General features: G+C 35.0%; 1 protein-coding gene. It reads left to right on the top strand.

From position 1 onward, the window contains the following. The first annotated feature begins 80 nt into the window (after positions 1-80). Entirely contained in the window at positions 81-1,151 is a 1,071-nt protein-coding gene (locus tag ACFV2J_RS42530; protein ID WP_385443863.1) for a hypothetical protein, read from the top strand. The last annotated feature ends 894 nt before the right edge of the window (positions 1,152-2,045 follow it).

Raw genomic sequence — 2,045 nt, 5'->3', positions numbered from 1 at the left:
TTTTTGGGTCTGTTTTAATCGTATGGTAAGTTTTTCCTTATGCTATTGTGGGGATAAATATAAATCTGTGGAAAATTTAAATAAATCGATTCGATGTTAGAAACGCTGAAAAGGAAAAAGCGGAAGTTGAACAGATGATTGATGTAATGGAAGAAAATCAAGATTTGCTTATATATTATCAGCTGATCGAGTTCAGACACCGTATGATGCTTGATTATTTGTTTCCAGCTGATCCCTCTAAAAAAATCAATAAAGGTGATTATTTAAAAAAGATTGAGGGGAAAGGTAAAAAACTGTCTGGAATGATGGAGTACTACACTTACTTTTTTAAAGGGATGTACGATTTTTCTGTTGGTGAGTACATAAGAGCCATTCAGTCATACAAAAAGGCTGAGAAGAAGCTTTCGAGGGTTTTGGATGAAATAGAGAAAGCTGAGTTTTATTTTAAAATGGCTGAGGTCTTTTACCATATGAAACAAACACATGTATCTATGTATTATGTGCAACAGGCATATGACATTTATAAAAAGCACGATACTTATAAAATTCATCGAATCAAGTGTCATTTTGTTATTGCCGGCAATTATGATGATTTGAGGACTCATGACAGAGCGCTTTCTCATATGAAAAAAGCTTTATTTTTGCTGGATAGTATGGAGGACCATTCTCCTTTAAAGGCAAAAGCTTTGTTGAATATGGGGAATAGTTATAACCAGATGGGAAGCCTTTTTTCGGCTGTACCTTATTATCACAAGGCTATAAAGGCAGCTAAAATAAGCGGAGCGAAGGAAATTACCCAGGCTTATTATGATTTAGCTCTGATTCATTTTAGGAACAATGAAAAGATTGAAGGACGCGGATTCTTTGGAAAAGCAATGGAGCAAGCTGAAGAATTTAACGATAGTCTGTTTCAGGATTTATTAAATGTTCTAAAGGCATTATTTATTGAGACTGGAAGCAGGCAAAAGGTCATGAATGCCCTTGAGGCATTGAGAACAGGACAAGGCTATCCATATTTTGAAGAGCTAGCTTTAATCGCTGCAGAATTTTATACTATGGATAAGCGCATGGAAGATTCTATATATTTTTACAATGAGATGGTGTGCGCTCAAAGACAAATTCAAAGGGGCGATTTCCTGTATGAAGTTTAAAGGTCTTTTTTCAGCGGTCCTTATTGTAAGCCTGTTGGTTGGAGCGGGGTATTCTTTCGTGCACCATGATGAGGTTTCAGTTGCTTCAAGGAATGCAACATGATGAAGAATAAAGAATCGAGATTTTCAACTTGAAGATATGGAAAACAGATCGTTATTGATCTGTTTTTTTTTATTTTGTCATTTTTGCTTTTTTCCATTTTGGCAAAAAAAATGTATAATGATTTTAACAGCTGACACAAAAAATAATGGTTTAAATAATAACAATAAAAAGACCAAGAAAGTGTTGGCCCACTTTCTTGGTCCAGCTAAAGCTGTGGTTAAAGATAAAGATTAGTCATTGCTATTAGAAAGGGCAAGATCATTTTGGATTTGAATCCAAAAGCGATTTTGTCCTTTTCTATTTGGATGTTGATCTCCAATATGTATTCACCTCACTTTCTTTTTTGAGGCGATTTCTGCCTATATGTTTATTAGTATACTATGTTGTGAGAAAAACACAGAAAAACCTCGAAATTAATTATAAATCTTTTTTTAGAAAAGTTCTTCCCCAAGTTCAATACGTACTCCTAGTAAATCATGCGTTGATTATGTGAGGAGGCTGCGTTGGTCGTATGGAGACTGAAATGATGAAATTTCAAAAAAAATCTCCCCCCTACGGGGGAAGAATGGTTTTGATCTTCATGTTTTAGCTTTTAAAAAAGCCGGCTGTTTTCAGCCGGTCTTTTTCGATTTTGGCGAAGCCGAAATCGGGTCTTTTCTTATCTTGATACTATATAGAAACAACATCATTTTTCAAAATCAGGTCAACGCCTTGTGTGTCAAGGGTTAAACGGCTTTTTGACAGGTAAAAACTCCTTCTGCTATTATTAAGGTGTCGAATCAAAATAATAG

The organism is Streptomyces sp. NPDC059668 (genome assembly GCF_042734135.1).
Lineage (GTDB): Bacteria > Actinomycetota > Actinomycetes > Streptomycetales > Streptomycetaceae > Streptomyces.
Note: the sequence above shows the minus strand (reverse complement) of the source record. Positions and strands in the feature narration are given on the sequence as shown.